This window comes from Cellulomonas sp. KU4C (assembly GCF_056868065.1).
On record NZ_CP200322.1, the window covers coordinates 803,323 to 820,027 of the forward strand.

Consider the following 16,705-nt stretch of genomic DNA (forward strand, 5'->3'; position numbering starts at 1 on the left):
CTGCGGCACGTCCGGCGTGTCCCGTGCCGACAAGTGCTCGTGCGCGCAAGGCTGCCCCTGTGAGTGCCGACGACGTGCACCAGAGCTCCCGGTATGCGCTGTTGCTGGACACCAACGCGTTCATCGCCCTGGAGCCCTCGTCGCCGTCCTTCCAAGCTGACCTGCCCGACGCCGCAGATCTCGTACGCCTGGCTCAGCAAGGCAATCACGGCTTCTACCTGTCGGCGGGTACCGCGCACGACATCGACCGGGACCCCCAACAGCAGCGCCGCCGAGCGAACCACCTCCTGGCACGGAAGTACCAGCACCTCGACCCCATCCCCGCACCGCCCGACCTGCTAGCGGTCCTCGGCGAAGCGGCGCCGCCTGCAGGACGCCACTCGAACAACGACGTCGACCTAGAGATGCTGTCCGCGGTGTGGGTCGGGGCCGTGGACTTCCTCGTCACCCAGGATATTCGGCTGCGGCGTCGCGGCGTGCGCGCGGGCCTCGGCGACCGCGTGCTGACCATCGTCGAAGCAGTCGCGTTCCTGCAACGGCTGACGCCACGCGCGAGCGTCCCACCACCCGCGGTCACCCCGCTCAGGACGTACAACCTCGACCCGCACGACGAGATCTTCGCGTCCCTGCGCGAGGACTACGACGGGTTCGACACATGGTTCGCGAGGGTGCGACTCGCTCCCGGACGTCCGGCGTGGGTGATCACGGCCGACGACGGTTCGTACGGCGCACTCATGATCGTCAAGGACGAACCACCGGGAGCGACCGACCTGCCGGGGAAGGTCCTGAAACTCTGCACGTTCAAGGTTGCACCCCACGCGTTGGGAAGGGCGTACGGCGAGCTGCTGCTCAAGACCCTCTTCGGGGTGCTGCACGTCGGCAGCTACGACACGGTCTACGTCACGACCTACCTCAAGCAAGACAGGCTGATCGAACTCCTGGAGGACTTCGGGTTCACCCGCTCCAACACTCCCGCTGGGGACGACGAAGAGCTGGTCCTGGTGAAGTACCGGCGGCCAATCGACCCGGCCGTCACCGACCCGCTAGCGGCACACCGCCTGCACGGCCCCCCGTACATCCACCCGACGGCCCGCACCTTCATCGTCCCGGTGGTTCCGGTGTGGCACGACGCACTGTTTCCGGACTTCGAGATGGGCTTCGGGCTGTGGACCGGTAGCCACGCGTACGGGAACGCTCTGCGCAAGGCGTACGTCAGCGGCACCCGTTCACGGCGCGTCGGTGCCGGCGACACGCTGCTGTTCTACAGGTCCGATGACCTGCAGGCGGTGACTGTCGTAGGTGTGGTGGAGGATGTGCATGTCTCGAGCGACTCCAGGACGATCCAACAGTTCGTCGGCAGGCGAACCGTGTACACCCCGCTGGATCTCTCGCTGATGGAGCTGGAGCACGGCGAGCTGCACGCAATGGTCTTCCGTCAGGACCGGTTGCTCGACCCTGTGGTCTCGCTCAGGACCCTACGTCTCATGGGAGTGTTGAACGGACCTCCGCAGAGCATCACCGAAGTACGAGAAGGAGGACGACCGTGGGTGCACCAGCAGCTGGCCGCGTCGCAGTGATGTCGATCAAGCCGCAGTTCGCCGACGCGATCCTCGCAGGAACGAAGCTCGTAGAGTTCCGCAAGCGCAGCTTGGCTCCCGACGTCACGACCGTGCTCATCTACGCCACGATGCCCGTCGGGCGGCTCGTCGGCGCGTTCGAGGTCGGCGGGTACGACATCGCGAGCCCGACCGCAGTCTGGACTCGACACCGAGCACACGCCGGAATCAGCCGCGCGGGCTACCGGGCGTACTACCGGGGGGCACGTACGGCCGTCGGGATCCTTGTGAAGGACGCAAGGAGCCTCGCGCGCCCGCTTCGCCTCACCGAGCTTGACGAGAGCCTCACCGCCCCGCAGAGCTTCCGCTACCTGCACATCAACCCTCATGGTGCCTACACCAGCGCCCAGGTCCGACTGCACGCGGAACTCCAACTCACCTGATCGTCCGGACGAGCCTGCCCCGCCCGTCGCTCGCGATCCCGCGTGCGCGTCGATGGGGAAGCCCGTCAGATCGGTCGGAACATAAGGGCATACTTTGCTGCTGTACACACAGAGGCGATCTTCACGGCAGGAGGTGGAACATGCTGGTTAAGGAGGCCGCACGGCTTGAGGCCGCGAAGGTACTCCGGGAGCACGGCGGGCCGAACCTTCCTGTGGGACCCCTTCGCCATCGCGCAGAAGCTGGGCTTCGACGTCGAGGTCACGCAACTGCGCCCTGAGCTGTCCGGCGCGATCATCTCTGAAGGCGGCCACGTGACGATCCTCATCGAGGAGAGCGACGCCATCGCCCGTCAGGTCTTCACCTGCGCGCACGAGATCGGTCACTACTTCGAGCGCAAGCGCAACGGCGACGTGGACTACTCGTTCGTCGAAGTTCGTCAGCCAGGCAACTACGACCTCCACGAGTACTACGCTGATGAGTTCGCCGGCAGCCTGCTCATGCCGGAGAAGGAGTTCAAGGCGGCGGTCAAGGAGCACGGATCCGACTATCGGATCGCAGCCGAGTTCGGGGTGAGCCCCGCGGCCGTTCGCATGCGCCGCAAGCGTCTCGATGTCTGACAGTTCGGAACCGGACCTCTCGCAACTGGAGAGCAGCACGGTCGACGAGCTGGCGTCCGACGTTCCGCTGTCCGTGCGTGTCGAGGCGGCGAAGGACCGCACGCGCGACGACAACCGCAGCGTGTTCGCTCGCATGAACCAGCGGCGCCAGGAACACCCGATCGAGATGCTCGCTGCGGATCTCCACGACCGTCGTCAGACGACTGCGCTGCGGTGGTCATTCGGAGCCGCGATCAAGTGGGCAATGATCGGCACCCTGTGCGCCACCGCGCTGCTGATGGCCGCGTACTTGGTACTCACGACCTTCTATCGCGCCAAGTTCGACTCAGCGGTGCTCATCGCTTGGTTCTCCTCGACCGTTGTCCAGGTCATCGGGCTGGCGTTCGTAGTCGCGAACTACCTGTTCCCCAAGCCGACCGATGCAGCCGACACGTGAACGCGTCCAGTGGCTCCTCAAGCCCGAGATCGACCTCTCGCACACGCTCGCCCTGCTGCACCCGCTGATCGGCGAGGTCCCCGCGAGGTCTGCCGAGTTCCAGCGGACCACAGCAGCAGTAATCTCCGAGGTTCGCGCAACCATGGACCACGCAGACTGAACGGTGCCTCGCTCCACGTCCCCCGAGCGCCCGCCGGGTTCACCGCAACGACGGCTGCTGGCTCTAGGGTTCCAGGGCCTTCGTGCTCGAGGAGTGCATCGCTGTGACTGTGCACGGCGTGAAGCACTACCTGCACTCGACGACGGCGCGCGCCCTGAGTGACGCGCTGCTCGAGCGCCTGGACGAGTGGAACAGGGTTGCGCGGGCCGCCGGGTTCCCCGGGGCGTAGGTGACCCCCGTCAGCGGGCGCCGTGGCTCGGTCGCGGGCGAGCGAGTGCGTCGGTCCAGGTCTTGGAGGCGTAGCCGACGCTGATGCGCTGGACGATGGGTCCCACCCACTGCCCGCTGAGGTTCTTTCGGTAGGCATCCTGTTGCCCTGGTCCGTGCTTCTTGTCCAGCTTGTCGGGGGCGGGGAGGTCGTCGAACGCGGCCCAGGCGAGCCGTGGGGTGAGGCGTCCGGCGGCGGCGTCGCGGGGAAGGACCTGCAGCGCGTCGACAAGCTGGTGGGCGTGCAGGTTGCGCAGGTACCGCAGGCCAGCAAGGCGCCCGCCGATGCCGGTGAGCGCGTCCCGCGCTCCGTCTGCCACCAGGCGGTCGCGCTCGTCGCGGGTGAGCGCCTTGGTGACGACATCGTCGATCGCGATGACCCAGACGGTCCACTCAACCGCTGCCGACCATGCCCGGTCGAGGTCGATCGGGCCGCCCAGGGCGAATGCGGTGGAGACCTCCTCCTCAGCGTCGCGGAGGCGGCCTTGCGCCCGCTGCATCGCGAGCCGGGCGCGGTGGAACGTCGCGGCCGCCTCAGCGGCGCGCGCGGAGTCGTCGGGCTGGGTCATGCCTGCAGTCTGGCCCTGAGTAGGTGCTCGGGGTGGCCGTTTCGACCGGAACCTGGGTGCCCGGGCGCTTTGCCGAGTTCGGCCGTGGTTCACTCACGCGGACCTAGATTCGCAGTTCGGCTCGACCTGCTGGCAGGTTGCTCGCGACATAGCACCACCGTCTCCCGACGGCTTAGTGGGACCCGATGAGCTCGAGCGCTTGCACCCTCCCGATGACGTTCCCCCGCGCGCCGACCCACGACGCGCTCGCCCAGGTCGTTGACCGGCACACGGCCTGCCGACCGTTGGCGGGCACCGACCGGACGCCCTGGCAGACGGCAGCCCCGCCCGCCGTCGGACGCGAGCGTGAGCTCGGCCGCGGACCAGACGGCGATTCCTCGCGATGACGTTCCCATCGGGGAGGTACTGCGGGCGCCGATCTGAATCGCCGCGATGGTGATGATGATGTCCGCTCAGCCAAGGTGGCGGGTAATGGTCTGCAGTTGCGCGGCGAGGTGGCGCCGGGCGAGAGCGCGCGCAGCTGCGTGCTGCGGACCGCGGTAGCCGCGCGGAGTTCCTTCGACGACCATGATGATGTCGAGGTACGCCCGGTAGAGAGCCAGGCGCAGCAGAGCGCCCGGGCCGAGATCGAGGGGTTCTCCAGCGACTGCCGCGTACCCGTTCAGGAAGTCAGCAGCACGCCGCGGGTCGCGGAACAGCGACGTCGAGACGAGCTCCGCGAGTGGGTCGCCCCAGAAAATTCAACGCCGCGTATGCCGTTGACCTCGATGACGGCCGGCGCGTGGTCGTGAAGGTCGCGCCCCCAGCCGGAACTCCGCTGCTGACCTACGAGCACGACCTGATGCGGACGGAGGCGGACTTCCTGCGTCGTGCCCACGGTGTCGCGGCGTCGCCGAGGCTGCTCGCGCTCGACACCTCACGAGCCCTGTTCGGCGAGGTCCACCCGCGCGGGCGGCTGCCCTTCGAGATCCCCCGCACGATGGAAGCGGTCGAGGCTAGCCCGGAGGACCTGCCGAACAGCACCGACGACCCGGCGTTCCCAGCTGGGTGGGGACTGCAGATCTGACAAGCGAACGGCGCACGCGCCGGGCGCCTGGCGGGGCCGGAATCCCGCCAGGCGCCCCCGACAGAAGCACGCACGCAGAGACTCCCCTTCGAACCCGCTCGTTGGATCGGCATCGCCACCGTCCTATGTCAGCACCGGTGGGCGACCGAGGTGGCGCCGCCCGCACCGCCCGCAGGTGCAGGCCGGCTCGCCAGTCGTCCTCTCGTCATTGAGGGTCCGGGGCGTCGCGTCCGGCGCGGATGGGCGCGGTTTCGTCGCGCAGGGGCACCCCGCACGCCGGGCAGAACCGGTCGGCGTCGGCGTGGGGGTGCGGGCACACCTCTCGGCGTAGCTGGGTGCGCACCGCGGCGGCGACGACGTGCAGGGCCCGGCGGGGGTTCACCCACCGGCCGGTGAACAGGTCGCTGAAGTGACCGCTGCGCGCCACGACGAGCTGGGCACGTTCGGGGGCACGCCATGGGTCGAGGTCGGGGTCGTTGGCGGGTGAGATGACGACGGTGTAGGTGTCCCACCGGTCGCGCAGGTAGTACCGGCGGCCGTCGACGCTTCCGGTGATGACCCAGGGTGCACCCGGGACCTCTTCGGTGGCTTCGATGTCGAGCTCTGCTGCGGCGGCGGCCAGGGCGCGCGCGTCCTCGCGCTGCAAGGCTTCGGTGTCGGTGAACTGCGGTGCGAGGAGGCGGCCGAGCTCCGCGAGCTGGGCTGCGTGCTCGGTGGTGGTCCACTGGCACGAGCACAGGCCGCTGCCGTGCTCGTCCGCCTGTCCGGGGCGTGGGTGGCACGTGCACTCGCAGGCGGCCGCGGCGTCGAGGTCGATGATGTTCCCCGGCTGGACGTCCAGCAGCTGGCGGCGGGCCGCGGCCCTCTCCTGACGCGCGCGCTCCCGCTCGTCGTCGGCATCCGGTGGCGCGGTTTCGGAGTCGCCGTCAGCCATGTGCGTGCATCTCCGGCAGCTCCTCCACCGAGACCACGGGAGTCGTCCGACGCAGGGTGAGCGCCGAAGCAGGGTCGAGGGGTTCGAGCTGCAGCCACATGTCCTCACCCACGACGATCCCATCGGTCATGGAGTCGCCCGTCAGGTGGCGGATGCCCGCCACGGTCAACGCCTGGTCGTCGCGGCGCAGCGTCCCGAGCGGGAACCGGGGGTCGTCCCCGACCGGGCCAGCGGTGACCCGGGTCGCGGTGACCGTGCCGTCCGGGCCGGTGGACTCGATCAGGTGCATCGCGCCCGACGCGGTCGTCACGAGCCACCGCCCGGCGGTGTGCATCGGGTCAACCGTGGCGGACATCGTCGTCGCTGTCGTCGTCGAGGTCATCACAGGGCGGGGCTGGTTCGGGGTGGACCGGCGGGGGCTGCGGCGGGCTCAGGTACGGCAGGACGCTCCACCCGAAGCCCTGGGCGTCGAAGGTCCCGTCGCGCCAGTGCGCCCAGCCGACCGCGGCTGCGTGCAGGTACCGCTCGTGCTGCGCCGCCCACCAGTCCCACCCGACGACCACCGCGACGCGCCTGCCGTCCTGGACGAGGACGACGGGCCCCCACTCGTCGATCCCGAGTCGTGCGAAGTCCGGGATGACCGCATGAGCCGGCATGACCTGACGCGGTGTGCCCCAGGCGTCGGGACTGGGCCGGTCATCGGGTTCGCTCATCGCGGTCACCACCGTTCGCAGTGTCGTTGTCGTCGGGCACCGACGGGTCCGCCGTTGCGCGGATCCCGCTGGCACCGGTCACAACGGGTCGTCCTGCGGGAAGGCCGGCAACCCGGCGAGCTCCTCGGCCTCGACGTAGTCGATCGAGGTCACCAGCCGCTGGAGCCACCACCCGTAGTCGGTGCCGGACGGGTCGTAGTCGTACGTGTACTTGTGTCGGTCCCCCACGCGGATCACGCCTTGGTCGCGCCCGAACAGCGACTCGACCTGGATCAGCGGGGCCCAACATCCATCGGCAAAGCCCGGAGTCGAACCGGGACCGAGCCACCGCAGCATCAGCAACGAGTCCGCGTCGACGTAGTAGACGGTCGGGCTCGACGAGCAGATCGCCCACACACCGTGGGCATCTGCCAGCACGAGCTCGTCGACCGTCGGGGCGCTCATCGCGACCTCGGTGGGATCCTCGGCGGGACGTGTCGCTCCCACGGCTCCGGTGTCGGGTCCCCCTCGACGGTGGCGCGGACCTCCACGTCGGAGGTACGCCCGAGCTTCGCCTCGATCAGCGCCCGCACGGCGCTCTCGTAGCCGAAGCGCCAACCCCGACGGAACTCGTCCCTCGCCCGCAACCTGCCCGTACCCGCGACGATCGCGATGACGAACAGGGCAAGGACCAGAGCGCCTGGCTCTCCCGCCACAAAGGACAGGAGTCCGCCGACCAGGCCGGTGGTGGCGAGGGCGATCGACGACGCCCACCATCGAACCTGCGCGTATCGGTCGATCGCCGGCGCCTGCGGCCGGCGGCCCCTCTTTGGACTCATGACCCGCTCCCCTCGCCCGGTCATGTGGCGCCGCTGTCAGCCGTCGAGACGGGTCCCTCCGACCGTCAAGCGCCCTGTGCGATGTCACTCATCGTGGACGTCACGGGCGCGCGCGTCAAGAGGAAGGAAGCGATCCCGTCGGTTGCTGGCCCGCTGCTGCCCGCCTACTGTCTAGACAGTGAGCGGTGTTCCAAATGTCACTCATAGTGGCTCGAAAGGCCCCGCGCGGCTCCCTAGCGTCAAGCGAGTGCCCCGCGACGAACCCGCTGCCACGCAGCTTCTGACGTTTGGGGCGGCAGTCCGGCTGATCAGGATGAACGCCGGACTCACCCAGGAGCAGCTGAGCCAAGCGGCCGACATCCGGCGCACCTACCTCACCGAGATCGAGACCGGGCAGCGCAACCCCACGATCGTGGTCGTCTGGCGGATCGCGACGGCCCTTGGTGTATCGCCGCGGTCGTTCTTCCCGCACGTCGAGACCGCGGACTCTGACGGCCATGCAACCGCCTCGAGGACGGCCCGCGATCGCTAAGGTGTGGCCGCGGCCAAGCACGGACGCGCGACACTAGACGAGACGGAGGAGGTCCCGGTCCATGGGATGGTTCGGGCGCCGCCATCCGACCCCTGAGACCGCCGCAGGCGTACCGGACGGCAGCCGCGCGCTCGACGCCGCGTGGCGAGTCCACGACAAGGTCGCCGGGGCCACCAGCGCCGTCGACGCCAAGGCGTCCTTCCTGTTCGCCGTCCAGTCCGCAGCGATCGTCGTCGTGCTGACCCTGAGCGACGAGGAATGGGTGCTCTCACGAGTGGAGACTCCCCTGGAGCAGTGGCTGCGCGGCGGTGGCGTGGGCTTGCTGCTCGCTGGCGCGGCGCTCTCAGCGATCGTTGTGATCCCGAGGATCCGGGCGTGGGCGACCCGACGACGCGCCGGGGAGTGGAGGACCGGGGTCGTGTACTTCGGACACCTGCGTCACTGGGACCCCGCAGCCCTCGAGGACGCGTTCCGTGACGGCAGATTGCTGCTTCCGACACTGTCCCACCAGCTCATCCGTATGAGCAAAATCGCCTGGCACAAGCACGTCCTGGCCAGCGTGTCCATGTACGTGACCTTCACCGGTCTGGCTGCCGTCGGAGGCGCCGCTGCGCTCGTCCTGTGGTGCTGACGACGGAGTCACCCCCGACGCAAGTGGAGCAGCGAGGTCCTGCGTCGCCGGTCTTCCTGAGCCTTCGCAGCCAGAGCTGAGACCATCTGCGTCTTGGTCAGGTCGAGACGGGCCCGGTCCTCGATGTCGTCCCGCTTGCGCTGGCCCGTCCGGATGGCCTCGCAGTACTCGGCACCGCAGTTCTCGCACCACCCGGCCTCGAGCAACCGGCCGTACTTCTCCTTCTCGTCCTGCAGCCGCTCGATCGTGAAGTCGTCCCAGAGGGTCGCGCTCGCTCCGCCGTGGCAGTCGCAGCTGAACGCCACGTAGTCGTTCTTCTCAAAGTGGTCCCAGACAGAGCCGGTCACGACGATCTGGTGGGCGTCAGCCTCCTGGGCGGCCTTCGCGGCGTAGTTGACCGGCTTCCCCGCCCAGACCGCTTCCTGCTCGTCGACGTTCCGCGGGGTCCCGAGCTGCTTCACCAGCACTCGGCCGCACGCGATGCCCACCTTGAACCCCGTCTTGGGGAACTTCCCGTCGTTCCACTTGGCCTCGAACTTCTCGACGAGAGTGCGACTGAAGGTGCGGATCGTGACGGCCGCGCACAGGGCCCGCTCGAAGGCGAGGTCCCCCCAGAACACGCCGAAGCCGCCGTCACCCTGGATGTCGATGAACTGCGCCTCGAACTCGTTCAAGACGGCTACCGCGGACTCGACCGCGGACTTGTAGATCCGCGCGGTGGACGTGTCGCGCCTGCCCGTCCCGAGGTGCGTGGAGCCCTTCAAGTCGAACACGACGGTCACGACGTTGGGAATCTTCAGCCACTTGCTGGAGCCTTGGCCCGGGATGTCGTCGAGCGTCGGGTCGTCGATCTCCGGCACGGCGGGGACGGTCTTGAGTACGTCATCGACGTTGCTGGACAGATTCCCGAGAAGTGCGTTCAGTTCCATAGTTGCCTCCTTGGTTGGAAGATACGAGCACCCACCGACACAGCAGCAACCGCCGCGTGCCGTCAGACCGGCCACGAGCGTCGCACTGGGGTTCTGTTTGCGAATCCGGGCCCGAACGGTCCACGAGGCCGCTAGCCTCGCGGGACGCGGAGTTCGGTGGTTCGACGCCCTCGGGCGGGCAGGAGTGGTCGAGCCGGATGCAGGGCAGCAGCGCCGGCGGCGCTGGAGATATCGGGAGCGAGTAATGGACGGCAACTACCGCCCGTACGACTACGTGGCCAGCGCACGCCGCATCGACGACATCCTCGATCAGCCAGCTGGTCAGTTCGAGGAAGCCGACAGCCTTCCCGACCGCGACAAGCTCACGTACACCAACGGGTACTACGCGTACTGCTCAGCGCTCTTCGTCGACATCCGGGACTCGTCGGGACTCACGAGGCACTACGAGAGGCCGACCCTCGCGAAGCTCTACCGGTCGTTCATCTCGGAGATGGTCGCGGTCCTCAACAGCGACGTGTACGTCCGCGAGGTCAACATCGTCGGCGACTGCGTCTGGGCGGTCTACAACACCCCGAGCACACGAGCCATCGACGACGTTTTCAGCCTCGCATACACGGCGAACACCCTCAAGAATCTGCTGAACCACAAGCTCAAGAAGCACGGGTACGACACCGAGCTGAAACTCGGTATCGGGCTGGACTACGGGCGCGCTCTGATGATCCAGGCGGGATACGCCGGTAGCGGGATCAACGACGTGATCTACATGGGCGACGTCGTCAACCGGGCTGCGCACCTCGCACACAAGGCCGGACGCGCGGGGGCGGCCCCGATCTGGGTCGGGGAGACGTTCGCCCAGAACCTCAACGAGCACAACCAGGGACTGCTCAGGCAGGGGTCCAGCTTCGACCTCGGCCAATACCGAACCGGCTCGGTGGTTCGCACGGACATGAGCGACTGGCTCGAGGCACTGCCTTGAGGCGTGGAGAGAGCACCTCTGGTCGCGCCAACCGTCACCCGTTCACGCCAGACCGGCTGGCTACCCCACTGGCGGGCGGTCACCGGGCGCCTGGTCGACAGCCGGCGACAGCGAACATTGGAGTTCCAACCTTCGTTGGCACAACTCCAATGTTCGCTGTCAAACGACACAAGTGTCGCTGCTGTACCCGGGCCGGGGCTCAGAAGTCCCAGTCCTCGTCCTCGGTGTTCACGGCCTTGCCGATGACGTACGAGGAGCCCGAGCCGGAGAAGAAGTCGTGGTTCTCGTCGGCGTTCGGCGACAGCGCGGCGAGGATCGCCGGGTTGACGTCGGTCTCGTCCCGCGGGAACAGCGCCTCGTAGCCCAGGTTCATCAGGGCCTTGTTGGCGTTGTAGCGCAGGAACTTCTTGACGTCCTCGGTGAGACCCAGGGGGTCGTAGAGGTCCTGGGTGTACTCGACCTCGTTGTCGTAGAGCTCGAAGAGCAGCTCGAACGTGTAGTCCTTGAGCTCGGTGCGCTCGGCCTCGGTGAGCTTCTCCAGGCCCTTCTGGAACTTGTAGCCGATGTAGTACCCGTGCACGGCCTCGTCGCGGATGATGAGGCGGATCAGGTCGGCCGTGTTCGTGAGCTTGGCGCGGCTGGACCAGTACATCGGCGCGTAGAAGCCCGAGTAGAACAGGAACGACTCGAGCATGGTCGAGGCGACCTTGCGCTTGAGCGGCTCGTCGCCCCGGTAGTAGTCGAGGACGATCTCGGCCTTGCGCTGCAGGTTCGGGTTCTCCTCCGACCAGCGGAACGCCTCGTCGATCTCGGGGGTGGAGATCAGCGTCGAGAAGATCGACGAGTAGGACTTCGCGTGCACCGACTCCATGAACGCGATGTTGGTGTACACCGCCTCCTCGTGGGGGGTGATCGCGTCGGGGATCAGCGAGACCGCGCCGACGGTGCCCTGGATGGTGTCGAGCAGGGTCAGGCCCGTGAACACGCGGGTCGTCATCTGCTTCTCGACGTCCGAGAGCGTCGCCCAGGACTGGATGTCGTTGGACACCGGGACCTTCTCGGGCAGCCAGAAGTTGCCGACGAGCCGGTCCCAGACCTCGACGTCCTTCTCGTCCTCGACCCGGTTCCAGTTGATCGCCTGCACGCGGTCGACCAACTTCAGCTTCTCAGCCATCACTGCTCCATCGTGGTGTCGTTCACGTCTGCTGCTGATACTGCACCCTCACGGTGACGCGCCGGCCGGGCCCTCGCGGGGGAGGGGCCCGGCCGGCACCGGTCACGTCAGAGCATGCAGGACACGCAGCCCTCGACCTCGGTGCCCTCGAGGGCCATCTGCCGGAGGCGGATGTAGTAGATCGTCTTGATGCCCTTGCGCCACGCGTAGATCTGCGCGCGGTTGATGTCGCGGGTGGTGGCGGTGTCCTTGAAGAACAGCGTCAGCGACAGGCCCTGGTCCACGTGCTGCGTGGCCTCGGCGTACGTGTCGATGATCTTCTCGTAGCCGATCTCGTACGCGTCGTCGTAGTACTCCAGGTTGTCGTTCGTCATGAACGGCGCCGGGTAGTACACGCGGCCGAGCTTGCCCTCCTTGCGGATCTCGATCTTCGACGCGATCGGGTGGATCGACGACGTCGAGTTGTTGATGTAGGAGATCGAGCCCGTCGGCGGGACGGCCTGGAGGTTCTGGTTGTAGAGCCCGTGCTCGCGCACCGACTCGGCCAGGGCCTTCCAGTCCTCCTGCGTGGGGATGTGCACGCCGGAGGTCGCGAACAGCTCGGCGACGCGGGCGGTCTTCGGCGTCCAGGTGCCGGTGACGTACTTCTCGAAGTACGCGCCGGACGCGTAGGTCGAGTCCTCGAAGCCGGCGAACGCCTGGCCCCGCTCCTTGGCGAGCAGGTTCGACGCGCGGATGGCGTGGTACGCCACCGTGTAGAAGTAGATGTTCGTGAAGTCCAGGCCCTCCTCGGACCCGTAGAAGATCCGCTCGCGCGCCAGGTACCCGTGCAGGTTCATCTGCCCGAGGCCGATGGCGTGCCCGCCGCGGTTCGCCCGCTTGACCGACGGGACCGACTCGATGTCGGTCTGGTCGGACACGGCGGTGAGCGCGCGGATCGCGGTCTCGACGGAGCGGCCGAAGTCCGGGGAGTCCATCGCCAGGGCGATGTTCATCGAACCGAGGTTGCAGGAGATGTCACGGCCGACGTGGTCGTACGACAGGTCCTCGTTGAAGGTCGAGGGCGTCGAGACCTGCAGGATCTCCGAGCACAGGTTGGAGTGCGTGATCTTGCCCTTGATCGGGTTGGCCTTGTTGGCCGTGTCCTCGAACAGGATGTACGGGTAGCCGGACTCGAACTGCAGCTCGGCGAGCGTCTGGAAGAAGTCGCGGGCCTTGATCTTCTGCTTGCGGATCTGCCCGTTGTCGACCATCGCGCGGTAGTTCTCGGACACGTTCACGTCGGCGAACGGCTTGCCGTAGACGCGCTCGACGTCGTACGGCGAGAACAGGTACATGTCCTCGTTGTTCTTGGCGAGCTCGAACGTGATGTCCGGGATCACGACGCCCAGCGACAGGGTCTTGATGCGGATCTTCTCGTCCGCGTTCTCCCGCTTGGTGTCGAGGAACCGCATGATGTCGGGGTGGTGCGCGTGCAGGTAGACCGCACCCGCGCCCTGGCGCGCGCCGAGCTGGTTCGCGTAGGAGAAGGAGTCCTCGAGGAGCTTCATCACGGGGATGACGCCGGACGACTGGTTCTCGATGTGCTTGATCGGGGCGCCGTGCTCGCGGATGTTCGAGAGCAGCAGGGCCACGCCGCCGCCGCGCTTCGACAGCTGCAGGGCGGAGTTGATGCCGCGGGCGATCGACTCCATGTTGTCCTCGATGCGCAGCAGGAAGCAGGACACGGGCTCGCCGCGCTGCGCCTTGCCGAGGTTGAGGAACGTCGGGGTCGCCGGCTGGAAGCGGCCGGAGACGATCTCGTCGACGAGCTGGAGGGCGAACGTCTCGTCGCCCTCGGCGAGCGCGAGCGACACCATCGCGACGCGGTCCTCGAAGCGCTCCAGGTACCGCTTGCCGTCGAACGTCTTCAGCGTGTACGAGGTGTAGTACTTGAAGGCGCCGAGGAAGGTCTGGAACCGGAACTTCTTCGAGTAGGCGTGCTTGAACAGGCTCTTGATGAACGCGCGGTCGTACTGCGCGAGCACCTCGGGCTCGTAGTACTTGTGCTCGACCAGGTAGTCCAGCTTCTCCTCGAGGTCGTGGAAGAAGACGGTGTTCTGGTTGACGTGCTGCAGGAAGTACTGCCGCGCCGCCTCCCGGTCCTTGTCGAACTGGATCTCGCCGTCGCGGCCGTAGAGGTTCAGCATCGCGTTGAGCGAGTGGTAGTCCATCTCGGGCGTGAGGGTGATGACCTCGGTCGCGTCCGTCACGCCGTCATCTGTGAGTGTCGCTGCCAAAACCGTCCCCATCCGTCTCGGACGCGTGACACGTCCTCGGTCGTTCCCATGAGCTCGAAGGCGTACAGGTACGGGACCTGGCACTTCGCCGCGATGATGTCTCCGGCCATGCAGTAGTGCGCGCCGAAGTTGGTGTTCCCCGCCGCGATCACGCCGCGGATCAGGGAGCGGTTGGCCGGGTCGTTGAGGAACTTGACGACCTGCCGCGGGACCGCCCCGCCCTCGTTGCCGCCGCCGTACGTGGGGACCACCAGCACATAGGGGTCCTGCACGCGCAGGAACGGCTCCGAGGGTCGGAGCGGGATCCGCGTGGCGTCGATGTCGAGCTTGTCGACGAACCGGCGGGTGTTCTCGGAGACGCTGGAGAAGTAGACCAGGGAGCTCATGCTCGCCCTCCCCCGCGCCTGCGTTCGATCGTGCTGCCGTGCGACCGGGCCGCCCGGGTCATCGGGCGGCGTGCGGTCGGTTCAGGCGACGGAGACCGCGGCGCGGTCGGCGATCGCCTTGATCTGGTCGGGGCGGTAGCCGGACCAGTGCTGGCCGTCGGCCACGACGACCGGCGCCTGCAGGTGGCCGAGCGACATGACGTAGTCACGGGCGTCGGCGTCCTCGGTGATGTCGACGACCTCGTACTGCAGGCCGGCCTTGTCCAGCGCGCGGTAGGTCGCGTTGCACTGGACGCACGACGGCTTGCTGTAGACGGTGATGGTCATCGTGGTCTCCCCGGTCTGAATGCTGTTCTGGGGCCGCTCCGGGCGGGTCTCCCGGTGGTCCGGTCCCCGCGTCGAGCAGCGAGTTGGAACACTACACCTAGTGGTGCGTCCCGCAACGGACCACTAGGACTGGTGTTACACGCGTGTCGTTCGTCCACAGCCTGTGCAGAACTCCCGGTGTCCGGGTTCATCCACAGGCTACGACCGACCACCGACACGCGGCCCTCCCGCTGGCCACGCGCCGGGCCTGCACGGTCGTCCACAGATATCCCCAGACCCGCCCACACCCGGACCCACATGTGGACGACCGGCGGACCGCCGTCCGGGGGTGACGCACGTCCCAGGCGACGACCCCCGGAGGTCCCGGCGTGTCGCGGCGCACCGGCGTGTCGCACCCCGCGGACGGGCCGGCCGGTGGCAGCGCGCGCTGCTCGCGGCTCAGCCGCCGTACGCCGCCAGCACCACGGACGCGGCGGCGGCGAGCACGGCGTCGTCCGGCTCGGCGTCGGGCTCCGGCCGGTCGGTCAGCACCGCGAGCACCACCGGGTCGCGGTCCGGCGGCCAGAGCACGGCGACGTCGTTGCGGGACCCGTACCGGCCGGCGGACCCGGTCTTGCCGCCGACCACCCAGCCCGCGGGCGCCCCGGCGCGGATGGTCGCGTCCCCGGTGGTCGACCCGGTCAGCCAGCCGACGTACACGTCCCGGACCTCCGGGGTCAGCGCGTCGCCCAGCGCGTACCGCCGGAGGCCCTCGCCGAGCGCGAGCGGGGTGCTGGTGCGGGCGGGGTCGCCGGGCGTGAACCGGTTGAGGTCGGGCTCGTCCGCGTCGACCAGCGTCGTCGTGTCGCCCGCCGCGACCAGCGCGGCCTGCAGCGCCTCCGGGCCGCCGAGCCGGCGCAGCAGCACGTTCAGCGCGCCGTTGTCGCTCTCGGACACCGCGGCCGCGCCGAGCTCGCGCACGGTCAGCCGCTCCCCGACCCGCCCGCCGGTCACCGGGGCGTAGCCCGCGTCGGCGACGTCCTCCGGCGCGAGCGGCAGCTCCTCGTCGAGCGCCGCGGCCGGCTGCCCTCGCAGGAGCTCCCCCACCGCGAGCGCCTTGAGCGTCGAGGCGTACCCGAACCGCTCGTCGGCCCGGTAGGCCACGACGTCGCCGGTCGCGGTGTCGACCGCGTAGACGCCGACGCGGGCGCCGGACGACCGCTCGAGGGCGACCAGCGCGTCCACCACCGACGCGGTGCGGTCCGCGGACGTGGGGGTCGGGGGCGGGTCGGCGGGCGCGGAGGTCGACGGCGCGGGGGCGGTCGGGTCCGCGGGAGGCGGGTCCGCGGGGGCGCCGCACGCCACGAGCAGCAGGGCGACGCCCACGGCCCCCGCGACGGCACGCAGACCGCGGGTCACGTCACCGCCCCGCCGGGCGCCACAGCACGATGGCCCCCGGCGCTCCGACGGCGCGCGGGTCCACGGGCGCCTCGCCACGCCGGCGCTGGCTGCGGCCCATCGGTCCCATCGCGACGACGTCCCCGGACGGGTGCGCGGTGAACACGCGCCGGCCGGGCTCGGCGAACGCCCGCAGGTACTCGACCTGCTTGCGGAGCCGGTCGACCTCGTTCTCGAGCTCGAGGATCCGCTTGATCCCGGCGAGGTTGACGCCCTCCTCCTGGGAGAGCCGCTGCACCTCGCGCAGGGTCGCGATGTCGCGCAGCGAGTAGCGGCGGCCGCGACCCCGGGTGCGGCCGGGCTGGACGAGCCCGAGCCGGTCGTACTGCCGCAGGGTCTGGGGGTGCATGCCGGCGAGCTCGGCGGCCACCGAGATCACGTAGACCTGCGCGTCCTCGGACGCCATCACACCCTCCTCGCTCGGGGACCGGCCGGGGTGGCGTGCGCCGCACCC

At 68.6% G+C, this 16,705-nt stretch carries 20 protein-coding genes; 8 read left to right on the forward strand and 12 right to left on the reverse strand.

Annotated features, from left to right (window positions below; translation table 11 throughout):
- The first annotated feature begins 59 nt into the window (after positions 1-59).
- The 4 genes from AC1VL8_RS03765 to AC1VL8_RS03780 all read left to right on the forward strand — a co-directional run bounded on the left by AC1VL8_RS03765 (position 60) and on the right by AC1VL8_RS03780 (position 3,053).
- Complete coding sequence (locus AC1VL8_RS03765) at positions 60-1,577, forward strand: PIN domain-containing protein (protein ID WP_483074202.1); 1,518 nt, start codon at positions 60-62, stop codon at positions 1,575-1,577.
- Positions 1,577-1,999 (forward strand): ASCH domain-containing protein, encoded by a 423-nt coding sequence (locus tag AC1VL8_RS03770; RefSeq protein WP_483074203.1) that lies wholly within the window; start codon positions 1,577-1,579, stop codon positions 1,997-1,999. The genes AC1VL8_RS03765 and AC1VL8_RS03770 overlap by 1 nt, the downstream gene beginning before the upstream one ends.
- A gap of 165 nt (positions 2,000-2,164) precedes the next feature.
- Positions 2,165-2,617: an ImmA/IrrE family metallo-endopeptidase gene (locus tag AC1VL8_RS03775; protein WP_483074204.1), complete on the forward strand. Its 453-nt coding sequence runs from the start codon at positions 2,165-2,167 to the stop codon at positions 2,615-2,617.
- Positions 2,610-3,053 carry a hypothetical protein gene (locus tag AC1VL8_RS03780; protein WP_483074205.1) on the forward strand — a complete coding sequence of 148 codons (444 nt, stop codon included), beginning with the start codon at positions 2,610-2,612 and terminating at the stop codon, positions 3,051-3,053. Before AC1VL8_RS03775 ends, AC1VL8_RS03780 begins: the two co-directional genes overlap by 8 nt.
- Positions 3,054-3,452: 399 nt before the next feature.
- Here the strand turns inward: AC1VL8_RS03780 and AC1VL8_RS03785 are convergent, their stop codons facing one another.
- Positions 3,453-4,049: a hypothetical protein gene (locus tag AC1VL8_RS03785; protein WP_483074206.1), complete on the reverse strand. Its 597-nt coding sequence runs from the start codon at positions 4,047-4,049 to the stop codon at positions 3,453-3,455.
- 781 nt (positions 4,050-4,830) lie between these two features.
- On the opposite strand from AC1VL8_RS03785, the gene AC1VL8_RS03790 reads away from it, so the two are divergent.
- Entirely contained in the window at positions 4,831-5,115 is a 285-nt protein-coding gene (locus AC1VL8_RS03790; RefSeq protein ID WP_483074207.1) for a hypothetical protein, read from the forward strand.
- 205 nt (positions 5,116-5,320) lie between these two features.
- Here AC1VL8_RS03790 and AC1VL8_RS03795 read toward each other — a convergent pair whose 3' ends face one another.
- The 4 genes from AC1VL8_RS03795 to AC1VL8_RS03810 form a co-directional block, all read right to left on the reverse strand.
- A complete protein-coding gene (locus AC1VL8_RS03795; RefSeq protein ID WP_483074208.1) occupies positions 5,321-6,049 on the reverse strand; it encodes a hypothetical protein in 729 nt (242 codons plus the stop codon).
- On the reverse strand, positions 6,042-6,404 hold the full coding sequence (locus tag AC1VL8_RS03800; RefSeq protein ID WP_483074209.1) for a hypothetical protein: 363 nt from the start codon (positions 6,402-6,404) through the stop codon (positions 6,042-6,044). Before AC1VL8_RS03800 ends, AC1VL8_RS03795 begins: the two co-directional genes overlap by 8 nt.
- Positions 6,388-6,762, reverse strand: a complete 375-nt coding sequence (locus AC1VL8_RS03805) for a hypothetical protein (RefSeq protein ID WP_483074210.1) — start codon at positions 6,760-6,762, stop codon at positions 6,388-6,390. The genes AC1VL8_RS03800 and AC1VL8_RS03805 overlap by 17 nt, the downstream gene beginning before the upstream one ends.
- A gap of 78 nt (positions 6,763-6,840) precedes the next feature.
- Positions 6,841-7,206: a hypothetical protein gene (locus tag AC1VL8_RS03810; protein ID WP_483074211.1), complete on the reverse strand. Its 366-nt coding sequence runs from the start codon at positions 7,204-7,206 to the stop codon at positions 6,841-6,843.
- Positions 7,207-7,827: 621 nt separating this feature from the next.
- Between AC1VL8_RS03810 and AC1VL8_RS03815 the strand changes: the two genes are divergently transcribed.
- Both AC1VL8_RS03815 and AC1VL8_RS03820 read left to right on the forward strand, forming a co-directional pair.
- Positions 7,828-8,112 carry a helix-turn-helix domain-containing protein gene (locus AC1VL8_RS03815; RefSeq protein WP_483074212.1) on the forward strand — a complete coding sequence of 95 codons (285 nt, stop codon included), beginning with the start codon at positions 7,828-7,830 and terminating at the stop codon, positions 8,110-8,112.
- 61 nt (positions 8,113-8,173) lie between these two features.
- Positions 8,174-8,743, forward strand: a complete 570-nt coding sequence (locus tag AC1VL8_RS03820; protein ID WP_483074213.1) for a Pycsar system effector family protein — start codon at positions 8,174-8,176, stop codon at positions 8,741-8,743.
- 8 nt (positions 8,744-8,751) lie between these two features.
- Here AC1VL8_RS03820 and AC1VL8_RS03825 read toward each other — a convergent pair whose 3' ends face one another.
- Positions 8,752-9,672 carry a hypothetical protein gene (locus AC1VL8_RS03825; protein WP_483074214.1) on the reverse strand — a complete coding sequence of 307 codons (921 nt, stop codon included), beginning with the start codon at positions 9,670-9,672 and terminating at the stop codon, positions 8,752-8,754.
- A 244-nt stretch (positions 9,673-9,916) separates the two neighbouring features.
- Here AC1VL8_RS03825 and AC1VL8_RS03830 point away from each other — a divergent pair, with 244 nt between their 5' ends.
- On the forward strand, positions 9,917-10,648 hold the full coding sequence (locus tag AC1VL8_RS03830; RefSeq protein ID WP_483074215.1) for an adenylate/guanylate cyclase domain-containing protein: 732 nt from the start codon (positions 9,917-9,919) through the stop codon (positions 10,646-10,648).
- Positions 10,649-10,847: 199 nt separating this feature from the next.
- On the opposite strand, the gene nrdF is transcribed toward AC1VL8_RS03830, so the two are convergent.
- The 6 genes from nrdF to AC1VL8_RS03860 all read right to left on the reverse strand — a co-directional run bounded on the left by nrdF (position 10,848) and on the right by AC1VL8_RS03860 (position 16,657).
- Positions 10,848-11,822: a class 1b ribonucleoside-diphosphate reductase subunit beta gene (gene nrdF / locus AC1VL8_RS03835; RefSeq protein WP_389235632.1), complete on the reverse strand. Its 975-nt coding sequence runs from the start codon at positions 11,820-11,822 to the stop codon at positions 10,848-10,850.
- Positions 11,823-11,929: 107 nt separating this feature from the next.
- On the reverse strand, positions 11,930-14,035 hold the full coding sequence (gene nrdE / locus AC1VL8_RS03840; protein WP_483076182.1) for a class 1b ribonucleoside-diphosphate reductase subunit alpha: 2,106 nt from the start codon (positions 14,033-14,035) through the stop codon (positions 11,930-11,932).
- 35 nt (positions 14,036-14,070) lie between these two features.
- On the reverse strand, positions 14,071-14,487 hold the full coding sequence (gene nrdI / locus AC1VL8_RS03845; protein ID WP_389235638.1) for a class Ib ribonucleoside-diphosphate reductase assembly flavoprotein NrdI: 417 nt from the start codon (positions 14,485-14,487) through the stop codon (positions 14,071-14,073).
- An 81-nt stretch (positions 14,488-14,568) separates the two neighbouring features.
- A complete protein-coding gene (gene nrdH / locus AC1VL8_RS03850; RefSeq protein ID WP_389235641.1) occupies positions 14,569-14,814 on the reverse strand; it encodes a glutaredoxin-like protein NrdH in 246 nt (81 codons plus the stop codon).
- A 438-nt stretch (positions 14,815-15,252) separates the two neighbouring features.
- A complete protein-coding gene (bla, locus tag AC1VL8_RS03855; RefSeq protein WP_483074216.1) occupies positions 15,253-16,212 on the reverse strand; it encodes a class A beta-lactamase in 960 nt (319 codons plus the stop codon).
- Position 16,213: 1 nt separating this feature from the next.
- Positions 16,214-16,657, reverse strand: a complete 444-nt coding sequence (locus tag AC1VL8_RS03860) for a heat shock protein transcriptional repressor HspR (RefSeq protein ID WP_389235647.1) — start codon at positions 16,655-16,657, stop codon at positions 16,214-16,216.
- Positions 16,658-16,705 lie beyond the last annotated feature (48 nt).

Coding starts and splice junctions, on each gene's coding strand:
- AC1VL8_RS03860 (WP_389235647.1), bottom strand. CDS start 16,657: ATGGCGTCCGAGGACGCGCAGGTCTACGTGATCTCGGTGGCCGCCGAG.
- AC1VL8_RS03830 (WP_483074215.1), top strand. CDS start 9,917: ATGGACGGCAACTACCGCCCGTACGACTACGTGGCCAGCGCACGCCGC.
- nrdH (WP_389235641.1), bottom strand. CDS start 14,814: ATGACCATCACCGTCTACAGCAAGCCGTCGTGCGTCCAGTGCAACGCG.
- nrdI (WP_389235638.1), bottom strand. CDS start 14,487: ATGAGCTCCCTGGTCTACTTCTCCAGCGTCTCCGAGAACACCCGCCGG.
- nrdF (WP_389235632.1), bottom strand. CDS start 11,822: ATGGCTGAGAAGCTGAAGTTGGTCGACCGCGTGCAGGCGATCAACTGG.
- AC1VL8_RS03800 (WP_483074209.1), bottom strand. CDS start 6,404: ATGTCCGCCACGGTTGACCCGATGCACACCGCCGGGCGGTGGCTCGTG.
- nrdE (WP_483076182.1), bottom strand. CDS start 14,035: ATGGACTACCACTCGCTCAACGCGATGCTGAACCTCTACGGCCGCGAC.
- AC1VL8_RS03795 (WP_483074208.1), bottom strand. CDS start 6,049: ATGGCTGACGGCGACTCCGAAACCGCGCCACCGGATGCCGACGACGAG.
- AC1VL8_RS03780 (WP_483074205.1), top strand. CDS start 2,610: ATGTCTGACAGTTCGGAACCGGACCTCTCGCAACTGGAGAGCAGCACG.
- AC1VL8_RS03825 (WP_483074214.1), bottom strand. CDS start 9,672: ATGGAACTGAACGCACTTCTCGGGAATCTGTCCAGCAACGTCGATGAC.
- AC1VL8_RS03820 (WP_483074213.1), top strand. CDS start 8,174: ATGGGATGGTTCGGGCGCCGCCATCCGACCCCTGAGACCGCCGCAGGC.
- AC1VL8_RS03810 (WP_483074211.1), bottom strand. CDS start 7,206: ATGAGCGCCCCGACGGTCGACGAGCTCGTGCTGGCAGATGCCCACGGT.
- AC1VL8_RS03770 (WP_483074203.1), top strand. CDS start 1,577: ATGTCGATCAAGCCGCAGTTCGCCGACGCGATCCTCGCAGGAACGAAG.
- AC1VL8_RS03805 (WP_483074210.1), bottom strand. CDS start 6,762: ATGAGCGAACCCGATGACCGGCCCAGTCCCGACGCCTGGGGCACACCG.
- AC1VL8_RS03785 (WP_483074206.1), bottom strand. CDS start 4,049: ATGACCCAGCCCGACGACTCCGCGCGCGCCGCTGAGGCGGCCGCGACG.